Source organism: Umezawaea tangerina (assembly GCF_003002815.1).
GTDB classification, from domain to species: domain Bacteria; phylum Actinomycetota; class Actinomycetes; order Mycobacteriales; family Pseudonocardiaceae; genus Umezawaea; species Umezawaea tangerina.
In genome coordinates this window covers 1-1,463 of record NZ_PVTF01000031.1, presented here as the reverse complement: position 1 = coordinate 1,463, position 1,463 = coordinate 1, and the positions used below count along the sequence as shown (strand labels likewise).

1 protein-coding gene is annotated in these 1,463 nt (G+C 69.3%); it reads left to right on the top strand.

Going from position 1 to position 1,463, the window contains the following annotated elements; all coding sequences use genetic code 11:
• Nucleotides 1–60 precede the first annotated feature (60 nt).
• Complete coding sequence (locus CLV43_RS46905) at nucleotides 61–1,320, top strand: IS701 family transposase (protein ID WP_425445814.1); 1,260 nt, start codon at nucleotides 61–63, stop codon at nucleotides 1,318–1,320.
• The last annotated feature ends 143 nt before the right edge of the window (nucleotides 1,321–1,463 follow it).

The following is a 1,463-nucleotide window of genomic DNA, read 5'->3' as shown; positions in this document are numbered from 1 at the left end:
CTAGTAGGGCTTCGTTAGGTCGAGTGCTGGGGTGTGTCGGTGATGTGATCTTCTGTGGTGGTGAGGCCGGAGGAGATGGCGTTGGTTCGCCCGGTGATCGAAGACTTCGCGGCGGACATGTTCGGCGGGTTCGCCCGTCGTGATCAGCGGGGTAAGGGCGAGTTATACCTGCGTGGCCTGTTGTTGGACGGCAAGCGCAAGTCGATGCAGCCGATGGGCGAGCGACTGGGTGTGGATCACCAGCAGTTGCAGCAGTTCGTGACGACCTCGACCTGGGATCATGTCGAGGTCCGGCGCAGGTTGGCGGTGTGGGCGGCGGGGTTCGTCGATCCGGACGCGTTGGCGGTGGACGACACCGGCTTTCCCAAGGACGGGACCTCGTCCCCGGGGGTCGCGCGGATGTACTGCGGGGCGTTGGGCAAGCGGGGAAACTGCCAGGTCGGGGTCAGCGTGCACGCGGTCACCGACTGGACCTCCGCGGCGGTGGACTGGAGGTTGTTCCTGCCCGAGTCCTGGGACGACCGCAAGGCCGACGACGAGCGCGCCGCTGCCGAGGTCGCCCGGAAGCGGGCCCGCTGCGCGATCCCGGACGAGGTGCGGCACCGGGAGAAGTGGCGGCTGGCCCTGGACATGATCGACGAACTCCTCGACTGGGGCATGCCGCGACGACCGGTGGTGGCCGATTCCGCCTACGGCGACGCCACCGCATTCCGCCAGGGGCTGACCGACCGCGGTCTGACCTACGCGGTGGCGGTGTCGGCCTCCACCAGCCTGCACCCCGCCGACACCGCCCCGGTCCCGCCGACCTGGTCGGGCACCGGCCGGCCGCCGACGAGGACGACCTATCCGGACAGGCCCGTCACCGCCAAGGCCCTGACCGCCGAGGCGGGACGTTCGGCCGGGCGGTTCGTGGTCTGGCGCCACGGCTCCCACAAGAGTGCGGGCAACCCGACCGCGACCATGCGTTCCCGTTTCCTCGCGCTGCGGGTGCGCCCGGCCAACCGCAACATCCCCCGCGCCGCCGACGGCAGCCTGCCCGAGTGCTGGCTGCTGGCCGAGTGGCCCACCGGCGAACCCGAGCCCACCGACTACTGGCTGTCCACCCTGCCCGCTGACATCCGTCTGCGCGACCTGGTGAAACTGGCCAAGATGCGGTGGCGCATCGAGCACGACTACCGCGAGCTCAAAGACGGTCTCGGCCTGGACCACTTCGAGGGCCGCTCCTGGCTCGGCTGGCACCGCCACGTCACCCTCGCCTCCGTCGCCCAGGCGATCTGCACAAAGCTCCGCCGCACCCCAAAAGCCCCTGCGCGGGACTGACCCTCTATGCCGTCCTGCGCGAACTCCAACACTTACTCGCGGCCTGGACCGGCGTCTGCCACACCTGTCGACAACCCGCCCAGGCCACAACCAACCCACAGAAACCCCAGGTCGACAGCACCTAACGAAGCCCTACTAGGACC